Consider the following 17,128-nt stretch of genomic DNA (forward strand, 5'->3'; position numbering starts at 1 on the left):
TGAGTATCTGCCTATCCTTGACTCTCTATAGAGTACGTGTTGATAAGCAGTTACACAAAATTAGTTACAGTCTCATTTTGTCATTAGTGATATCACATCGGATATTTTATTAGTACCACTTCCTTTCTCTGTCAGGTTAAATGTTAAGTTAGCTGTGAGAAAGTCACACTCTAGACTATTTTTTATGCATTCTTTTATATCATCATGATTATAGCCTGGAGCAGGAAACCAAGTAGAAGCTTTATCCAATTTTACGCTGTGCAAGTAACTCATGGATATTTTATTGGGTGGGGTTTTATTTAAGAATGTCTTTTGACCTAAAATTAGATTTTCAAATGTAAATTCGTCATGATTTTCAGTTAAAACGGGTTCGTGGTCAAAATAATCTAATGTAGATACCCATTGCATTGTAGTTAATCCGCTTAAAGATACAGATTGAGTAAGGGATTTTGCATATGAGTTTTTAATATTTATATATATAGGGCTTAACCTAAAGTGTGATCTTGTTTTAGACAGCTGTATTTGGAATATAATATCAGATCCTAGCTCAATGTTATCTACCTCATTGAACAACCGAGTTACTCTTATGCAGTTATGACTCAGTATTAGCTGCCACTTTTTATTGTTAGTGTGTGGTATTTTACGTAAGCTATACAAACCATCAATTGCCACCTTTGCTCCATATTCTCCTATGAATTCAGCTGCCTCTTTGTCTAATACTTTTGATGTTACATCCAACAGGGCTTTGGTTACATTTGTTTCAGGTGGCAACTCTAAACTTGATCTAGAAATACTTGAACCAGTTACAGCTATTCGTTCAACTTCACCATTAGTATCTTTGTTACTTTCTTCTATTATATCAACTGTATATGTGTCAACTGTCAATGGTGTGCTACAAGTTGAAAGAATATCTTTTGGGAGTGTATCTAACATCTCTGTTATAGGCGAGTCTAGAGTTGAAGCAATTGTCACGGAGTTGTTTTTTTTAAATGAGTTTTCAACTCCCTTAATAAAGCTAAACCCTGATACTGTATAAATATAGTACATAGTGTATATAACAATAACGATAACGCTCATTTTAAAGAGTGTTACTGGCCTGATATTAAGAGTATTTTCCTTTTTTTCAGGTTCAATGCTTCTATTTGACATGCTTCTTCCTTGAGTTTTTTGGGGGGCGTAATCTATGGAGTAATACTACTGTTGTCAGAATATAGAAACGAACCAATAAATATTGATACAGGATTTATAAAGTCATCGTCCTTCCAGTAAGCATTGTGAGATAACGGATTCCACGAGGTTAAAAGTCCACCTACATTGATAACTATATCTTCCGATACTACATCGCTGTATTTATCTCCTAATGGCTTAAGTGGGTAACCTAGTACATCATCAGGGTCGTAAAAATTTAACCATTTCGATTTACTTTTCAATTCATCGCTAATTTCAAGTGCAGGAAATGTTATAGGTTGTAACTGAGGGTAGGAAAAAGTAAATAATGGGATGTTACAACCAAAAGTTACAATACCACACAGGGTTTTCATATTCTCAAAATTATTACTACCCATCTTGTTAATATGCTGAAGATCCCAGATGTAGTTGGACATAATATGCCCTCCTAGTGAGTGAGCAATAATCATTAAAGGAGTGTTATCAGTTACTCCATTTTCTTTTAACGATTCGAATTGAGTGCTTATTCTCTGGTGGATATCAACATATGTGGAGTTATTGCTAGAATTAACTTTCTGATAAGCGCCTGCGTCACCAAGTGCTGAAATGACAAATCTACGAATAAAGCGGTAATCTAAGCTTCCTTGTGAGATTGCAGCGTTCAGGTAAGCTTTTTGCCTAGGCTCTACTATATCAGCCCAATAAATTGGAAAAAAAATCACATCGCCACTATCAAGGCTAAGCTTTGCCAACTGCTTCTTTATTTTCTCAATAAAGTCACTCGCAAAGTTTACTTTCTGATCACCAATACCATGAATAATTGCGATAACGAGTTTCTTTCTCATGTACTTATCCTTGAAAAGTATGAAAATAATAGTGGTTATTTATTGAGCGCTTACTTATTATGCATATAATGTATGGCTAATAAAGGGATTTTCATGAAAATAAGTAATTTTAAGGTTGGGCCTATTTTAGGAAGTGTTACGAAAGACTCTGCCCATATTTTTGGACGTGGTAAATCAAGCAAGAAAAAGTCAAGTTTTGGTGTTTATCGATTTAAAGAAGCGAATACTACTAGCTGGTCTGCTCCTATTATTCGCTATCAGCAACCTCATTTCGACTATTCTAGTGTTTGTGTGAATAGTGCACTACAACCAGCAACAAGGTATGAATACCAAAGTGGTTATATTCTATCTTCTGAAGGGGTGAGCATTGACCCCGAAGATTTACAGTGGGATAAAGTTGAGATACATAATTTTAAAACTCCAAGTGATGACAACGTCAGTACTGTCACTTTTGCATTTGGTTCATGCCGATATTTACTCAAATTATTTATGGGTTCAATTTTTGATTCTAGGGGAGATAAGGTTTTTGGTAGTATGGTTAAAGAAGGTTTAGATCAAGTTTTAATGCTTGGTGACCAAATATATGCAGATGATTTAAATATCTTTGGTGCAGATGACACTGTTGATGAGTACCTCAAGCGATACAGGGATGTTTTTAGTCAACCAAACTTTTCAAAATTAGTCAGCTCTACGGCAACCTATATGACTTTAGATGACCATGAAATTGAAGATAATTGGCCTTCGAACACTTCTAAAAAAGATTGGTTGAAAAAATATCCTGCGGCAATGCATGCATATAAAATCTATCAAATGAGCCATAGTCCAGCCGCTACATTGAACGAGAACAAAAATAAAATAAAAAATGTTGGTAATAATTACTGGTATAAAATGACTAATGGGTGTTGTGATTTTTTTGTTATGGATGTTAGAACACAGCGAATAGATAACAAAATAATTAATGATAAGCAACTAAATGAACTTCTTGACTGGCTTGATGATGGTTCTGGTCGATATAAGTTTATTGCAACTTCAGTTCCATTTTTCCCTGATTATTCAAAAGTAAACAATGATAAGTGGAGTGGATACCAAGAGCAAAGAAATATTATTCTAGACTTCATTAGTGATAAAAATATTAACAAAGTTGTTTTCCTGAGTGGTGATGTTCATGCATCGATGGCGGCCGAGTTAACTCGAAGTGATAATCCAGAATTCAAAGTTACATCCATAGTCAGCAGCCCTTTCTTTTGGCCTTACCCACACCCTAATAATGATACTTTTCAGATGAGTGGGCAGCTATGTGGGCATGAGCATATATATATCAATAAGCTTATGGACATTTTTAATGATGAGAATTATGCAAAAATATCAGCCAGCCCAAACAAATTGGAAATTGAAATAAAAAGTAGGAAAGGAAAATTAATACAGAATAAAGAAATTATTTTTGAGAACTCTTGATCTCATTTGTACTATTCATATGTTGATTTTACTATGTGTAATATCGACTCATTTACCTTTTATATTGCACATTTTTGAGGCTGTATTTAGTATTTAAGAGTTTTCTTTCAATACTAAATACAGCCTCTCTTTTTAAAGTCAATAGCCCACTCTTTAAATTCTTTTGTTAGTCTTGCCTGTTTTTTCGCTAAAGCTGTTGGCGAGACTGTTTTCTTCTTCGGTTTAGATTTTCTGACTTCTACACCAGACAGTTCACGAGTGAACATTTTGGGTACGACATGGCTGTAATGCTGTTCAATCATCTGAACACTTGTACCACACTGTTTGGCCAGTATCTCCATGCTTACCTCACCAGACATCAACTGCCAAGTGATATAGGTATGGCGCAATGAATAAAGTGTTCTGACACCGTGTGCTGATTGCTTCAAACCTATTTCGAGGAGTGCTTTGTCAAATGCCTTACCAAGCTCTTTAGTTGTTGAGCCATCGGCAAGCCTAAATAATTTATCAGAAGGTTTGCGGTTGGGGAATCGTTCACGTAGCTCTGCAATGCACGAGAAGATCTCATCGCGGCAGACTATCTCTCTAGTGCCAGTATGTTTGGTTGTTTTACCCTTGGTAATCGTGACATAGAAGACGACATTGTGATCATCGGTCTCCATGTGAATATCACCCCAAGTAATACTCTCCATCTCTGTGCCGGGTCTAATGCCTGTGTGAACAGCAAACTCCATGTAATCTAAAAGCAGTTCTCTGATCTGGCGCGTTTTCTCTTTGCGGCTATTCTCTTCTAGCTTGATGATTGCATCATAAGTTTGCTCGTACTCCTTCTTGGAAAAAGAGGCGCGGCGTTGGCTGGTTAAGCCGTCGCTATTGAGTACCGGGACTTGCATAGGAAGCATCCACTTTCTAACCACTGCTTCTTTGAAGACCATCTGCAGAGCTGCGTTATGAGTTTGGATTGTGGATTTAGCTGGTATGCGTTTGAACTCTTCAATCCGCCACTTATCAAACTCGCGGACCATCTCTTGGTCAATAGAAGTAATGAAGGTTCGATCAAAGTAGGGGATATGGTATTTACGCAGGGCACCTATGTAATCTTTGTAGATGACCTTGCCACCGCCATGTAGCAACTCACTCTGCATCTGGTCAATGGCTTTCTCTGCCACATCCTTAAACCGCTTACTGTCGATTAAGGTATTGGTCTCAGCTCGTATCTCATAATCCATGAAGATACGATGTGCCATCGCTATAGCCTCATTCAGGTCTGTTTTCCTGGTGGCCTTGGCGTACCATTTTCCGTACAGCACGAAGCGGCAGTACCAGTATTTACTGTTACTCTGAAGGTAGACATAAAGCTTGTCTGAGATGTTGTGACGTTCGATTTGTTTGCTCATAGTTCCATCATAATGAGAAATGCTTGTGCTTGCAAAGAATTTGCAAAGGTGTTTTGTGTTGTTTTTATCTATTGATATTATTGAGTATTTTTAGAGGTGTTCTTTTCAAAATCCCCTGTCGAAAGACGTGTCGGTTCGAGTCCGACCGCTGGTACCATCTCCTCTTTGAGGATAAAACCGACGTAAGTCGGTTTTTTTGTGCTTGAAATTTACCAAGCCAGGTTTAATTTCCTAATAGTAATTGTGTTGATTTCGTTCATTTCGTTCATTTCGTTCATTTCATTCATTTCGTTCATGGCATTCATTGCGTTCATTGCTTTGTTGTATGAGACACAATTACCCGCTAAAGCGCTAGCTTCGAAAGCTAAATATCATAGTGTTGTAGCCCATAGCTCCATTTTTTTAACGCGGCCTCCAACTCTTTAAGTTTATAAGGTTTGTGTAAAATGTCATTCATGCCTGATTCAACGCACTCAGCGACTTCAGTGGATGTTGTGCCAGCCGTTAGTGCAATTATCGGTTTAGTATAACCCTGTTTACGTAAGTACTTTGTTGTTTGAAATCCATCTAAAATGGGCATACGGCAATCCATTAAAATGATATCAAATTCATTATTTTTTAAGACTTCAAGGGCTAGTTCTCCATTATCAGCGAACTGATAGTTAATGCTAAATTTATCTAGCATCATCCCTAAAATAACTTGATTGGTCTTGATGTCTTCTACGGCTAAAATGCGTAGATGATTGATACTGTGAGTATTCCTGTTTACCTCAATAACACTTTGGTTATTTTCTACGGCAAGTTCAAGGGGAAGCTTAACGGTAAACTCTGTCCCTTTATCAAGGGTACTGACGAAGCTGACCTCACCATTCATCAATTCAATCAACTGCTTACAAATGGATAGCCCTAAACCTGTTCCTTCAAACTTTCTTTGGCTAGAGTTATCGACTTGGGTGAAGGGCTCAAATAAGCTTGCTTGCTTATTTTGGGGGATGCCGCAGCCAGTGTCAGAGATAATAAAAATCAATGACGTGTCTTGCCATGATGTGTGTAGATGAATCGATCCTTGATTGGTAAATTTAACTGAATTGCCGATTAGGTTAATTAGGATTTGTTTAATCCTGTCTGCATCCCCAAGCAGGGTGGTAGGTATTGATTGGTCATTTTCGCAACTGAATGTCAGTCCCTTGGCTTTGATTTTCTCAGTAAAAATTTGTTCTATGGTATCAATTAGGGTTTGCGGGCTGAAAGTGGCTAATTTCAACTCAAGCATACCAGCGTTCATTTTGCTGATATCAAGTAAGTCATTAATAATAACTCGAAGCATTTCTCCCGCTTGATGTACGCTCATGAGTAATTTTTTTTGGTAGCTGGTAATGGAGGTGTCCTCCATGAGCTCCGCTGCCCCAAGTAAGCCATTTAAGGGGGTTCTTAATTCATGGTTAATCATTGCCACAAAGTCACGGGTCGACTTTTCAGAGTGTTCCGCTCTTATTTTTTCCTTAATGGTTTTGTTAAGTAATAATTGGCGCTGAAAAGAGGCACTTATCATATCGGCAATTAAACAGTACTGTTTTTCAATCACGCGATGCCAGCTTTCTTGAGGGCTGGTACGGAAAATAAAATGTAATCGGCCCACTTTTTTAGGTCCAAATTGCAGATATACTACTAGCTCGGTTTTATCTTGATTCCATTGGAAGTTATTTTTCGGGGTTGGAAACTCATCAAAGGTGGTTGCTTCACCGGATTGTAAGTGTTCATTTTCTAATATATCCAAGCTGGAAGACAGCCGGATTGCTTTAATACTGGCAGTATCCATCAGATCTTCAAGTAATTGTTGGATCACCTGCTCACTGGGAGGGACTTGTAATAACTGCGAGTTATAATGTGACAGGGTGGATTCTAATTTATTGATGAAGATCAGCAGTTGTTCATCTTGTTCAGCTTGTTTTTTTGCAACAACTAAAGAGTCTTCCACAAGTAATTTTGCGAAATACAGTTCGGTACTTTTTTCTTCCAATAGCGATTCAGCTGCTTTGCGAATTTTAGTTTCTCGTTGAATCTTTTTCTTAAGCAGTTCTATTGTTTTTTCACTATCCATTTATAAAGCCTAAACTTTGGTCAATGTAAAGCGAACCTGAGAACCGTCCGCTTGAATCGGTTTCATTTGGATATCAATTTTTTCATTATAATATTCAGCGCAGCCTTCAATGAGGCCAAAACAAACATGAGAAAAACAACGGGCAGAAATATAATCTAACACCATGTCATATTCACTGCTTGAAATAAGGTCAAACTTGGGTGGCTTTGCATCGCCGTAAAGCTTTTTAACTTCAAGATGAATATATTCTTCGACTTGGGTAATAAATTGAAAAGTCGAGCTCGAGTTAATTTTAAGCTCTGGCATACTGTCTAGTAAATTAGTGAATACTGATTTACCATATACAGCCTGTAATTCTTCAATACTGATACCTGTTATTTTACTCAAAGAGATAATCAGTTTTACTAAATCCTTATGATCGTAGGTGCCAGCGGAGGTATACACTCCTTCATCTGCATTTTCATCAAGTATTTTTTGGCATACTTCTAAACCAAATGTGCTTTCAACAAGTTCTAAAAACTCAGAAAAAATAATACCCTTCATAATCATCCTTAATTAATGTCTTTGTATTGAGTATAGGCATAAAATGACATTACTCTGCAGTTAATCGCAGTTTTTTAGATAAACAGGAATGTTGTAAAACTATTCTGATACTCGGGCGAACTGATTTCGTCAGCGATGAAACTTAGCAAGGTTAGTTATTATTGGGGTGATTGCTCAGACAAGCTCTGAGTCTTTAATCCTTTCAATCGTGACCTATGTGGAATGGATGCGATCGCGTAAATAAAGTTGAATAATAGTGTTCTTATTTTCAGCTAATGAAAAAGGATGCCAAGGCATCCTTATTTGTTTCATCGGCTATAGAGACTTTAAATTGGCGTTAAGCTTAGAACTTATAATCAATAGCCAAATACACTTGCTGTGTATCATTTAATGAGTAGCTGGCACTATTCGCCCCGTTAGATGCGTTTACATCATAATCTTGTTTTAAATAGCGGTAACCCACTTCAGTAGACCAGCTGTTATTAATGTTATACATCAAACCTGCTTGACCGCCCCATACAAAGGTATTTTTAGAGTCAAAGCCACTGTCTTTAATCCCGCTATGCGTCATACCTGCAGTTGCACCAACAAACCAGTTCATTTTATTACTGTCACCTAAGCTAACAAGGTAATCATATGATAATAAAAAGGTTTGTTGTCTTGCTATATCATCAGAGTTATAGCCGTAGGTGGCGTATATACGGTTGTTATCATTGAGGTAGTTACCCACTCTAAATTGGTAGCTTATATCTTCTTCTATATTTCTCTGATTACTTTCTGCACTAGATTTCATTTTATAGGTATCTTGCTGATAACCTGCTGCGCCACCCACAAACCAATCTGATGCCATAGCAGGAACTGACATTACCGATGAGATTAAACCCGCTAGAACAAGATGCTTCGTTTTCATTTTTTACTCCAAGTGTAAATAATCACTATTAATAATTTCTCACAGTGTTTTTTTGCTGTTGAGGTCACCATAGTGCGAGCTAGCTGAATCGTTACTGAATAAAATCGTTGCTATTTTCATATCGCTTAGAAGAGTTATGTATTTTTTACCAGGGTAGAACTGGTTTTATCACTGGTTTTTTGCTGGCAATGTTTTGGCTTAAATAGGCTCTGGGAAACTGCAATCGAATTAATTTTTGAATCGAGGTGCCATATCACATATGACTTAATTATTGGTAGATCACAAATATGAAAGATAGTTATGGGATTGTATGAGCTTTGTCACTTTATTGTTTTTTAGCCCACTTTTGAGGATGATTTTTCATGTATAACCTTGTATGTGGCTAAGTAAGAAAGATAACTAAAATTTAAGCCATAAATTCAGATAATTGAAACATATTTTGAAATTGTATCGATATGATTTTGTCGATAATTAACGCTGTTGTTGAGTTAGCTAATGGCTTAGTTGTCCCAAGTCAGGTTCGAAAACGATAGGGTTTTGCTAAGGAGATTGGCTAATGTTTTATGTTCACATGTTGTTATTGCTTGCAGTGATCTTTGTGGGGATCCGTCATGGCGGGGTCGCATTTGGGTTATTAGGAGGCTTAGGGGTTTCCGTATTAGCGTTTGCTTTCGGAGTCGCCCCCGGTTCACCGCCTGTCAGCGTGATGTTAATTATTTTAGCGGTTGTCGCGGCATCAGCGACGTTAGAAGCAACTGGTGGCCTGAAATTATTGGTTAAGTATGCTGAAAAACTATTAAGAAAACACCCCAATCAAATTACCTTTTTAGGGCCATTATGTACTTATTCATTAACTGTGTTAGTGGGTACGGGTCATTCGGTTTATCCATTATTACCGGTTATTTATGACGTGGCCTATAAAAAAGGTATCCGCCCTGAGCGTCCTTTAGCAATGGCTACCGTGGCATCACAAATGGGCATTACAGCCAGCCCAATTGCCGCAGCCGCCGCAGTGGTTATGGCAACGGCAATGGATAATCATCTTGATATTAGCTTAATCAATGTTTTATCTGTCACTATCCCGGCGACTTTAGTGGGCGTATTAGCAGGTTGTGCTTGGAGCTTAAATCGCGGCAAAGATCTTGATAAAGATGAAGACTTTCAAGCGCGTTTAAAAGATGACGAGTTTAAAAACAACTTAATTGACCCAGAAATTGAAACGGATGATCAAGCCCATACCGATACCATAGCGAAAAGAGGCTTAATGCTGTTTTTAGGCGGTATTTTATCTGTGATCATGTTGGCAATGTTCAGCAAAGAATTACTGCCTGAAGGCGTAAAAATGTCGGTAGCCATTCAGTTTATGATGCTATCCGTTGGCGCCATTATTTTACTGGCAACAAAAGTCTCGCCGCAAAAAATCGTTAGCAGCAATGTGTTTACAGCCGGTATGACGGCGGTAGTGATTATCTTTGGTATCGCATGGTTAAGTGACACCATTATTGGCCATCATAAGAGTTACTTAGTGAGCTCATTGAGTGATTTAGTTAGTGCTTACCCTTGGTCGTTTGCCATTGCGATGTTTATGGCATCAATATTCTTAAAAAGTCAGGCAGCCGTGCTAACCATTATGTTTCCGCTGGGCTTTGCATTAGGCATTCCTGCCCCTGTGCTGATTGGGGTTATTCCAGCCTGTTATGCTTATTTCTTTTTCCCGTTTTATCCAAGTGATTTAGCGGCAATCAGTTTTGACCGCTCTGGTACCACTAATATTGGTAAGTACGTCCTAAATCACAGCTTTATTGTGCCTGGATTTATTGGGGTGAGTACCGCAACAGTATTAGGCTACTTCCTATCAACAGTGGTGATAAACCATTAGTCTATCGCCAGATTAACTGACAAAAATGCCCAGCAATTGCTGGGCATTTTTGTATCGACAATTCAGTGCTTAAGGCTTAACACCGCGAACGATAGGATTTTGCAGGCTTATCAAGGTTTCTGTCGATTGAATTTCATCGATTGATTGAATGCGGTTAATTAACACGTGCTGTAAGCCATCGATTGATTGGCACATCACTTTGACAAAAACACTGTAATTACCCGTGGTGTAATAGGCTTCTACCACTTCTTCAAGGGCATTGAGTTTGGAGATCGCGGCAGGGTAATCGCCGGCACTTTTTAAGTTAATCCCAATAAAACAGCAAACGTCATAACCTAGAGCTTTGGGGTCTACTGTAATGCGCGCGCCAGTGATAATGCCGGCTTGCTTCATTTTTTCCACTCGTACATGAATGGTGCCGGCACTTACTGCAAAACGCTTTGCCAGCTCTGCAAATGGGGTTCTGGCCTCTTGCATTAATGCTTCTAGGATTTGGTTATCTAGCTGGTCACGCTGAAATGGAGTTTCCATAGTAAAATGCCTAATTAAATTATAATTAGACATTAATTTACGGATAAATGTGATAATTGGCTATCAAAAAGTTCTCATGATTAGTTTTTTACTAAGCACTTATCGTCAATTGTGACTGATATTATTGTGTATCTAAGGGCGTTATAAACGGCACTTCAGCATTAAAGGTTAATGGCGTTTGATGGTAAGGATGCTTTATGGTTAATTCAGCTGCGTGCAATAACAGCCTGTTTGATAGACTTTTGGCCCAAGGATCAGCATAAAAGCCATCACCTAAAATTGGGTGGCCAATTGCCATCATATGTACTCTAAGTTGATGGGACCGCCCTGTAATAGGCGTTAGCTTAACCAGTGTTGATTTTTTCCCATAGCTTACCACTTCAACATGGGTTAAAGACGGTTTCCCCACAAGGTGGTCGACTTTCTGTTTTGGTCTATTAGGCCAGTCACAAATTAAGGGATAATCAACTTGCTTAACGGCCGGACTGACATGGCCTGCGACTCTGGCATAGTATGTTTTGGCGGTTTCACGATCGCGAAATTGCCGTTTCAGTTCACGCTCAGCGTTACGCCTTAACGCCACTACAATGACCCCTGAGGTAGCCATATCAAGTCGATGGACAATGTGTGAATTAGGAAAGCGTTCAAGCACTCGGCTATAGATGCTGTCATGATATTGGGCTTGGCGGCCAGGAATAGACAGCAATCCAGATGGCTTATTCAAAACGATAATATCTTTATCTTCATGAATAATATCTAACCAAGGATCGGTTGGGGGAGTATAGATAAAGTCTGCCATGTGTTGCGCCTAGCCTTAATAGAGAATGCGCGGCAAAGATACCTATCCCTTGGCGTGAGTGCAAGTCATCTGAGCCTATTTAAGAGGGTTATAGCTTTTATACAAAACTTGAACTAATGGTTTATTAAAAAGCTTTTATGAAAATGCATTGCCGTTAACGTGCATGATGGTGAATGTCCACACCACAAAGGCTAGCGGAATATGGACTAAGGCATAAAAACCTTGATCTAAGCGCGATAACCCTTGGGCGTTCCAAATTAAAAACACATGACTGAACACCACTAGCGGAAATAACGCCATTAAAGGGTAGAGTGCAAATGGGCTCGCATCAGCAAAAATACTGTGGCTGAGTAAAGCCCAAAAAACCATAAAACTTGTGGTTAAAGGCGGTGTTGCTAATCGATATTGTTCTGGGTAAGGGAACATTTGTTAACCTTAAGTTTGACATGCTGTAACCCTAGGTTAACCTTTTATTTCCTTTTTGCCATGTATTACTTTTCTATGAACCACTGAATAATGTCTTAAACCCGCAGGGCCATGGGATACGATGACAGATAATAGGATGATAAAAATAGTAATTTCAGGTTTCCAGTTGGCCATAGGGATAAACAGCAGTAATAGCAGTACTTTAAAAATAGTCAGTACTCCTTTTAGCTGGATAAGCCAGCGCCAATCTCTGATGACTTCCCATGACAATAATGCAAGTCCACTGACCATGGCTAAGATCCAGTAATTGAGCCAAAGTGGTTGCTCTAAGCCAAGAAGAATGCCACCGCCAGCGCCGACTACACCAACAATATGTAATGCTCTCAGGCTGGTTTTTCCTAGACGTTGAATCCAAAACTGAACTTCTGAAACTGCTTGCTGCTGCTTTTTTGACATGTCTATACACATATTCCTGTGAGTAATGTCTCAGCTTAACAAGAAGATCTAAAATGTTCAGCGATCTGTAGCAAAAACTCAATTATTGTTATGCTTTAACCAAACGCTCAATTGCACTGACATAGGTAAAGTCGGGCAATCCATTTTTAATGAGCCAAATAAACAACACAGGAGTTAAGGATGAGAATCGGGTTCTTTAGTGCTAAGCACTACGATATTCAGCATTTTGATGCCATGAATACAGGCTTTAACGCAGAGATTGAATATTTCGATTATCGACTTTGTATGCAAACAGTAAAACTGGCTGATGGTTTTGAAGTGGTTTGTGCTTTTGTCAATGACTCCCTATGTGAAGAGGTATTGGTTGAGCTTGCCAATGGCGGTACTAAGATTATCGCCATGCGCTGTGCAGGCTTTAATAATGTTGATTTAGATGCCGCTAAGCGCTTAGGTATCACAGTGGTTAATGTGCCTGCCTATTCGCCAGAGTCTGTGGCTGAACATACCATTGCCTTAATGTTAACCCTAAACCGTAAAATTCATAAAGCTTACCAACGTACTAGAGACGCGAATTTTGCCTTAACTGGCCTGGTGGGCTTTAATATGCAAGGTAAGACCGTTGGAGTGATTGGCACCGGTAAAATTGGTCTTGCTACCATCAAAATATTGCAAGGCTTTGGCTGTAAAGTGGTGGCTTACGATCCGTACCCTAATCCTGCAGTTGAGGCATTAGGCGTTGAGTATATTGACTTAGAAGCACTCTATCCTCAATGTGATGTAATTAGTTTACATTGTCCATTAACACCTGAAAATCATCACCTGTTATCTGCTAAGACATTTGAAAAAATGAAGCCTGGGGTGATGGTGGTTAATACCAGTCGTGGTGGCTTGCTCAATGCCATTGATGCCATGGAAGCGTTAAAAACCGGTAAAATTGGTTCATTGGCGTTAGATGTTTATGAAAATGAAAAAGAGCTGTTTTTCCAAGATAACTCTAATGAAATTATTCAAGATGATGTCTTTAGAAGGCTTTCTGCTTGCCATAATGTTATTTTTACCGGACATCAGGCGTTCTTAACCGTTGAAGCGCTTAATGCGATTGCCCAAACGACCTTGCAAAATGTCACCGACTTGCTTGATGGTCAGCGCTGCGTAAATGAACTCACCAACTAGTGCCGTTGTCGCTCGAGTTTGTAAAGGATTGAGAAAAATCGACTTAACCCAAGCTTAGGTTACTTAACAAGGAATCAGCAATATGATCATTACCAAAGAAGTCCACGATATTGAAACCCCAACAGGTGATATGCGGACTTATGTATATCGCCCAGATGCCCCTGGGCAATTTGCCAGTATCATATTCTACTCTGAGATTTTTCAACAAACTGCGCCTATTGCCAGAAGTGCAGCCATCTTAGCCGGACATGGTTTTGTGGTGTTAGTGCCAGAAGTGTTTCATGAGCTGAATCCGCTAGGCACTGTGCTTGAGTATGACGATGTGGGTAAAGATAAGGGCAATGCTGATAAATTTGCTAAGCCCTTAGAGCAACATGATAGCGATACTCAGGCGATTATCGACTTTGCCCGTAGCCAAGCATATTGCAGCTGTAAAGTGGGCGCGATGGGCGTGTGCATAGGTGGCCATTTGGCTTTTCGTGCAGCGTTAAACCCCGATATCAGCGGTGCTTTTTGCTTATATCCCACAGATATCCATTCAAATACCTTGCCCTGTGAGCCAGAGAACGATTCATTAACTCGCTGTGGTGATATTAATGGTGAGCTGGTATTAGTCTTTGGCAAGCAAGATCCTCATGTATCTAAAGCAGGCCGAAAAGCCATTTATCAAAAGTTAGAGCAGCTTGATACCAACTTTAGCTGGTTAGAGGTGAATGCTCAGCATGCCTTTATGCGTGATGAAGGCGAGCGTTATGATGCGGCATTAGCACTGCAAATGTATTTGCAAGCGGTGAGCTTTTTTCAGCGCACCTTAAAGTAAAACCTTGTTAGGATCAGTAAAAAAATAAGCCCTGAGTGATACTCAGGGCTTATTAATTCACGACATAATCGCAAATGAATTATGGCTTAAGCCGCTTGTTGATATTGCGCTAATTCAGCAAGGCTTACTTGAGCCACTAGCATGTCATCAAGATAAAAATCGATATGCTCTTCGCCTTTACTGCCAATCAACTCTTGCTTAGAGCCATCTTCATAAGCCAAGGTCATCACCAGAGTGCGCTCATCCTGTTGACTAATTTGTGCACTTGATAGTTTAACTGGCGCCGTTTTAAAGTCGTCGCTAACGTGCTTATTCATTTTAAAAATAGCATCAGTTGGTAAATCAACTACCGCTTCTTTATCTGTTAATGGGTTAGTCCCGGTCCAGAACTCAATGCTGTTAAATACAAAAAGATCAGCTGTAGCTGCTAAACCATAAACTGGCGACAATAATGCGAATAAACCCGCACGACCATAACGGTTGTCGACAGTATCTAAATTTAACTTAGTGACCATTTGGCTTGTGGCCATTTGTCCCATACAGCCAGATAGTTGGCTACAAGTTACGATCATTGCAGCAGTTGCTAAAAACTTCTTTTTCATTTCATCAATCTCTTATTTTTTTATCAGCTGCGGATTATAGGCATTTCTCCCTTGGGGTATGTGATGGCTGTCACGTCAGTGTGTTGGGTTATTTATGGCTAAGTATCTGAAATGTTGAACTAGTTTGTTTACTGTGTGCAGGTTGGCTAACTGTTGCTATTGCTTGGTTGTTTTTAACGATTGGTGAGCTAAATGTTGGGGTTTTAGGGGCAATAAAAACTGCTTAAAAGATCTATTTATGCGGTATAATTTCGCCGAATATCCTGCCTATAAACCATGAGAACTCCATGTCAGAGTACCAGCAGTTACACCATGTCAGTGACGATATCGGCCCCATCTATGTATTAGATGATGGCGATTTTCGCGTGTTATCTTTTGGTGACAATGACGAGCAGAGTAAAATACTGAAAGCGGCGCCCCATATCCCTCAGCATACCTATGTTCAGGCCATGCTAGCGGTACTGCTATTTAGCAAACCTAAAAGTGCCATCATATTTGGCCTTGGTGGCGGCGGGCTGGTGCATGCACTTAGACGTTTTGATGCCGGGATTAAGCTGACTGCAGTTGAGTTGCGCGCTGATGTGATTGAGATTGCTAAACGCTATTTTCAATTGCCTATTGGCAAAAAGCTTAAAATTGAACTTGATGATGGCGGCACATTTTTAGCCAGAGCTGAACACAAAAAAGTGGATATTATTTTTGCTGATATGTATATCGAGCAAGGGGTTGATGAAAAGCAATTAACCAGCGAGTTCATTGGCACTTGTCATAAAGGCCTTAAAGCGGAAGGTTTTTTAGTGCTTAACTGCTGGAAAGAGCACAGTAAAAGTGAGCTGCTAAAGCAAGTGTTATCAGCGCACTTTGCCAATGTTTATGCCACTTTAACAGGAGGGGGAAATTGGGTGGTTTACGCCAGTAAGCAGCCACATTCTTTTAGCTCAGCTTATAACAAACAGCAGTTGCAGCAATTATCGCAACAGCTTGATTACCCAGTAGGGCGTTCACTGACACGTTTCACTCAATGGGAATAGCTGTTAGCAAATGATAGTGGCACTTGCGGTGCTAGTACTAATAACTAACGAACGAACAAGCAACCGATTAATGACAGCTTTTGCCTCAACAGTTTGGCTATCCTGCTAATTGTTTATTTTTTGCTTTAATTAATAGCCATTGCTCACCTTTACACCAACGAATGCTCGCTTATCGAGCATTTCGATTGCCAAGGTTTATTTAGTGTTCACTTTCTAAAAAATCGATTAGGGTGATAGTTTTTACCCGTTATATTTAATTCTAACTTGTCGCTATTATCTATTCCATCAAACAGATACAGCTACACACTAAATTAGAATTTACTTTAAATATAACGGAGCACACCCATGACTCAATCAATTATTAATTCAACTATCAAGCCATTTTCTGCAACTGCTTTTCACAATGGTGACTTTGTTTCAGTAACTGAACAAGATTTACTGGGCAAATGGTCAGTAGTATTTTTCTATCCAGCTGATTTTACTTTTGTATGTCCTACTGAATTAGGCGACATGGCAGACCATTACGCTAAGTTACAAGAAATGGGTGTTGAAGTTTACTCAGTATCAACAGATACCCACTTCACTCATAAAGCATGGCACTCAAGTTCAGACACTATCGGTAAAATTAACTACCCAATGATTGGTGACCCAACTGGCGCAATTACTCGCAACTTCGGTGTGATGATTGAAGAAGACGGTTTAGCACTTCGTGGTACGTTCGTAATGAACCCGGAAGGCGAAGTCAAAGTTGCTGAAATTCATGACCTAGGTATTGGCCGTAGCGCAGCTGAATTAGTTCGTAAAATTCAAGCAGCACAATATGTTGCATCACATGACGGCGAAGTATGTCCAGCAGCATGGCAGCCAGGTGAAGACACATTAGCACCATCAATTGACCTAGTAGGTAAAATCTAAACCACTGGCGTTAATTCTCTCCAATAGCTGAGTCGCCTCATCCACGGTTCAGCTAAGTTTCATCACACTCCAATCTGC

17 protein-coding genes are annotated in these 17,128 nt (G+C 39.3%); 6 read left to right on the forward strand and 11 right to left on the reverse strand.

Annotated elements, in window-relative coordinates; all coding sequences use genetic code 11:
- Window positions 1–72 precede the first annotated feature (72 nt).
- Together Q4533_RS14775 and Q4533_RS14780 are read right to left on the reverse strand one after the other, a co-directional pair.
- On the reverse strand, window positions 73–1,149 hold the full coding sequence (locus Q4533_RS14775; protein WP_303503080.1) for a hypothetical protein: 1,077 nt from the start codon (window positions 1,147–1,149) through the stop codon (window positions 73–75).
- 32 nt (window positions 1,150–1,181) lie between these two features.
- The gene (locus tag Q4533_RS14780; RefSeq protein WP_303503082.1) at window positions 1,182–2,012 is read right to left on the reverse strand and encodes a hypothetical protein; all 831 of its coding nucleotides are present in this window, start codon (window positions 2,010–2,012) and stop codon (window positions 1,182–1,184) included.
- A gap of 93 nt (window positions 2,013–2,105) precedes the next feature.
- Between Q4533_RS14780 and Q4533_RS14785 the strand changes: the two genes are divergently transcribed.
- Complete coding sequence (locus Q4533_RS14785; protein WP_303503084.1) at window positions 2,106–3,467, forward strand: alkaline phosphatase; 1,362 nt, start codon at window positions 2,106–2,108, stop codon at window positions 3,465–3,467.
- A 113-nt stretch (window positions 3,468–3,580) separates the two neighbouring features.
- Here Q4533_RS14785 and Q4533_RS14790 read toward each other — a convergent pair whose 3' ends face one another.
- From Q4533_RS14790 to Q4533_RS14805, 4 genes are all read right to left on the reverse strand, one after another.
- Complete coding sequence (locus tag Q4533_RS14790; protein WP_303503086.1) at window positions 3,581–4,864, reverse strand: site-specific integrase; 1,284 nt, start codon at window positions 4,862–4,864, stop codon at window positions 3,581–3,583.
- A 364-nt stretch (window positions 4,865–5,228) separates the two neighbouring features.
- A complete protein-coding gene (locus tag Q4533_RS14795; protein WP_102475354.1) occupies window positions 5,229–6,965 on the reverse strand; it encodes an ATP-binding protein in 1,737 nt (578 codons plus the stop codon).
- A 9-nt stretch (window positions 6,966–6,974) separates the two neighbouring features.
- Window positions 6,975–7,508, reverse strand: coding sequence for a heme NO-binding domain-containing protein (locus Q4533_RS14800; protein WP_303503089.1), 534 nt, complete (start codon window positions 7,506–7,508; stop codon window positions 6,975–6,977).
- A 343-nt stretch (window positions 7,509–7,851) separates the two neighbouring features.
- Window positions 7,852–8,418 carry an outer membrane beta-barrel protein gene (locus Q4533_RS14805; RefSeq protein ID WP_303503091.1) on the reverse strand — a complete coding sequence of 189 codons (567 nt, stop codon included), beginning with the start codon at window positions 8,416–8,418 and terminating at the stop codon, window positions 7,852–7,854.
- 556 nt (window positions 8,419–8,974) lie between these two features.
- On the opposite strand from Q4533_RS14805, the gene Q4533_RS14810 reads away from it, so the two are divergent.
- A complete protein-coding gene (locus Q4533_RS14810; RefSeq protein WP_102475352.1) occupies window positions 8,975–10,297 on the forward strand; it encodes an anaerobic C4-dicarboxylate transporter in 1,323 nt (440 codons plus the stop codon).
- Between the two features lie 69 nt (window positions 10,298–10,366).
- Here the strand turns inward: Q4533_RS14810 and asnC are convergent, their stop codons facing one another.
- The 4 genes from asnC to Q4533_RS14830 all read right to left on the reverse strand — a co-directional run bounded on the left by asnC (window position 10,367) and on the right by Q4533_RS14830 (window position 12,509).
- Window positions 10,367–10,828 (reverse strand): transcriptional regulator AsnC, encoded by a 462-nt coding sequence (asnC, locus tag Q4533_RS14815; RefSeq protein ID WP_076540553.1) that lies wholly within the window; start codon window positions 10,826–10,828, stop codon window positions 10,367–10,369.
- Between the two features lie 121 nt (window positions 10,829–10,949).
- Window positions 10,950–11,627 carry a bifunctional tRNA pseudouridine(32) synthase/23S rRNA pseudouridine(746) synthase RluA gene (rluA, locus tag Q4533_RS14820; protein ID WP_102436688.1) on the reverse strand — a complete coding sequence of 226 codons (678 nt, stop codon included), beginning with the start codon at window positions 11,625–11,627 and terminating at the stop codon, window positions 10,950–10,952.
- Window positions 11,628–11,762: 135 nt separating this feature from the next.
- Complete coding sequence (locus Q4533_RS14825) at window positions 11,763–12,053, reverse strand: hypothetical protein (protein ID WP_102436690.1); 291 nt, start codon at window positions 12,051–12,053, stop codon at window positions 11,763–11,765.
- Between the two features lie 36 nt (window positions 12,054–12,089).
- Window positions 12,090–12,509 (reverse strand): hypothetical protein, encoded by a 420-nt coding sequence (locus tag Q4533_RS14830; protein ID WP_102436692.1) that lies wholly within the window; start codon window positions 12,507–12,509, stop codon window positions 12,090–12,092.
- A 180-nt stretch (window positions 12,510–12,689) separates the two neighbouring features.
- Here Q4533_RS14830 and Q4533_RS14835 point away from each other — a divergent pair, with 180 nt between their 5' ends.
- The gene (locus Q4533_RS14835) at window positions 12,690–13,682 is read left to right on the forward strand and encodes a 2-hydroxyacid dehydrogenase (RefSeq protein WP_102475350.1); all 993 of its coding nucleotides are present in this window, start codon (window positions 12,690–12,692) and stop codon (window positions 13,680–13,682) included.
- Between the two features lie 82 nt (window positions 13,683–13,764).
- Window positions 13,765–14,502, forward strand: a complete 738-nt coding sequence (locus Q4533_RS14840) for a dienelactone hydrolase family protein (protein ID WP_102436696.1) — start codon at window positions 13,765–13,767, stop codon at window positions 14,500–14,502.
- 86 nt (window positions 14,503–14,588) lie between these two features.
- Here Q4533_RS14840 and Q4533_RS14845 read toward each other — a convergent pair whose 3' ends face one another.
- Entirely contained in the window at window positions 14,589–15,104 is a 516-nt protein-coding gene (locus Q4533_RS14845) for a DUF3332 domain-containing protein (RefSeq protein WP_102436698.1), read from the reverse strand.
- Between the two features lie 287 nt (window positions 15,105–15,391).
- Between Q4533_RS14845 and Q4533_RS14850 the strand changes: the two genes are divergently transcribed.
- Complete coding sequence (locus Q4533_RS14850; protein ID WP_102436700.1) at window positions 15,392–16,135, forward strand: spermidine synthase; 744 nt, start codon at window positions 15,392–15,394, stop codon at window positions 16,133–16,135.
- A gap of 345 nt (window positions 16,136–16,480) precedes the next feature.
- On the forward strand, window positions 16,481–17,050 hold the full coding sequence (gene ahpC, locus Q4533_RS14855) for an alkyl hydroperoxide reductase subunit C (protein WP_076540540.1): 570 nt from the start codon (window positions 16,481–16,483) through the stop codon (window positions 17,048–17,050).
- Window positions 17,051–17,128 lie beyond the last annotated feature (78 nt).

Origin of the sequence: Shewanella sp. 6_MG-2023, assembly GCF_030547195.1 — a bacterium.
GTDB lineage: Bacteria > Pseudomonadota > Gammaproteobacteria > Enterobacterales > Shewanellaceae > Shewanella.

Bases quoted from the DNA above. Each gene is read 5' to 3' on its own strand.
- Q4533_RS14835 (WP_102475350.1), top strand. From the start codon at position 12,690: ATGAGAATCGGGTTCTTTAGTGCTAAGCACTACGATATTCAGCATTTT.
- Q4533_RS14805 (WP_303503091.1), bottom strand. From the start codon at position 8,418: ATGAAAACGAAGCATCTTGTTCTAGCGGGTTTAATCTCATCGGTAATG.
- Q4533_RS14795 (WP_102475354.1), bottom strand. From the start codon at position 6,965: ATGGATAGTGAAAAAACAATAGAACTGCTTAAGAAAAAGATTCAACGA.
- Q4533_RS14790 (WP_303503086.1), bottom strand. From the start codon at position 4,864: ATGAGCAAACAAATCGAACGTCACAACATCTCAGACAAGCTTTATGTC.
- Q4533_RS14840 (WP_102436696.1), top strand. From the start codon at position 13,765: ATGATCATTACCAAAGAAGTCCACGATATTGAAACCCCAACAGGTGAT.
- Q4533_RS14825 (WP_102436690.1), bottom strand. From the start codon at position 12,053: ATGTTCCCTTACCCAGAACAATATCGATTAGCAACACCGCCTTTAACC.
- asnC (WP_076540553.1), bottom strand. From the start codon at position 10,828: ATGGAAACTCCATTTCAGCGTGACCAGCTAGATAACCAAATCCTAGAA.
- Q4533_RS14810 (WP_102475352.1), top strand. From the start codon at position 8,975: ATGTTTTATGTTCACATGTTGTTATTGCTTGCAGTGATCTTTGTGGGG.
- Q4533_RS14785 (WP_303503084.1), top strand. From the start codon at position 2,106: ATGAAAATAAGTAATTTTAAGGTTGGGCCTATTTTAGGAAGTGTTACG.
- Q4533_RS14775 (WP_303503080.1), bottom strand. From the start codon at position 1,149: ATGTCAAATAGAAGCATTGAACCTGAAAAAAAGGAAAATACTCTTAAT.
- Q4533_RS14850 (WP_102436700.1), top strand. From the start codon at position 15,392: ATGTCAGAGTACCAGCAGTTACACCATGTCAGTGACGATATCGGCCCC.
- ahpC (WP_076540540.1), top strand. From the start codon at position 16,481: ATGACTCAATCAATTATTAATTCAACTATCAAGCCATTTTCTGCAACT.
- rluA (WP_102436688.1), bottom strand. From the start codon at position 11,627: ATGGCAGACTTTATCTATACTCCCCCAACCGATCCTTGGTTAGATATT.
- Q4533_RS14800 (WP_303503089.1), bottom strand. From the start codon at position 7,508: ATGAAGGGTATTATTTTTTCTGAGTTTTTAGAACTTGTTGAAAGCACA.
- Q4533_RS14845 (WP_102436698.1), bottom strand. From the start codon at position 15,104: ATGAAAAAGAAGTTTTTAGCAACTGCTGCAATGATCGTAACTTGTAGC.
- Q4533_RS14780 (WP_303503082.1), bottom strand. From the start codon at position 2,012: ATGAGAAAGAAACTCGTTATCGCAATTATTCATGGTATTGGTGATCAG.
- Q4533_RS14830 (WP_102436692.1), bottom strand. From the start codon at position 12,509: ATGTCAAAAAAGCAGCAGCAAGCAGTTTCAGAAGTTCAGTTTTGGATT.